Source organism: Agrobacterium sp. MCAB5 (genome assembly GCF_052114365.1).
Lineage (GTDB): Bacteria > Pseudomonadota > Alphaproteobacteria > Rhizobiales > Rhizobiaceae > Agrobacterium > Agrobacterium tumefaciens.
Window position 1 is genome coordinate 1 of record NZ_JBFREP010000176.1, and the last position, 545, is coordinate 545.

General features: G+C 51.7%; 1 protein-coding gene. It reads left to right on the forward strand.

Annotated features, from left to right (window positions below; translation table 11 throughout):
• Positions 1–545: VPA1269 family protein (locus AB4Z23_RS28065; protein ID WP_441361254.1), on the forward strand; the 545-nt coding region annotated here is incomplete at both ends.

Consider the following 545-nt stretch of genomic DNA (forward strand, 5'->3'; position numbering starts at 1 on the left):
ATGGAGTGGGAGAAGAACACAGGTCCTTTGGCGGGCTTCTGGGAGAAAAAGCTGGGGCTGGGCAAAAGTAATTCTGATACCCGCGGTTACGCACGAGAGCTCGAGGATGAGATCAAACCCATCGTCGGCTTCAATATCACCACGAACAAAACCGGCAAGCCCTACGTCGTTCCTTGGTTCGTGCCGAAGGTACATCAAATTCTTTGGAAACTTCGCAAATGGCAGGAAAAGTTCAACCCGGTCAGGGCCCCGATCACACCAAGGCAGTACGTTGACAACCCTGAAAAGGCTCCTTCCTCAACTCTCGACGAAATGCCTGAAATATTCCCGATCAGCAGGCTGTTCAGAAATAAGTATCATGACTACGACGGGCGCATCGTCACGTCTACGGAGATGCACCGTGCTTGGGGATACATTCTCCAAGAAGTCGAGCGGCGCTGGAATCGGCTTAACCCAGGGAAACAGTTGAAGCTGGTCGAAATCCATCCGAAAAACCGGCAACCATATCGATACAGATACACGATCCATGGTCTGAGGGTACGAGG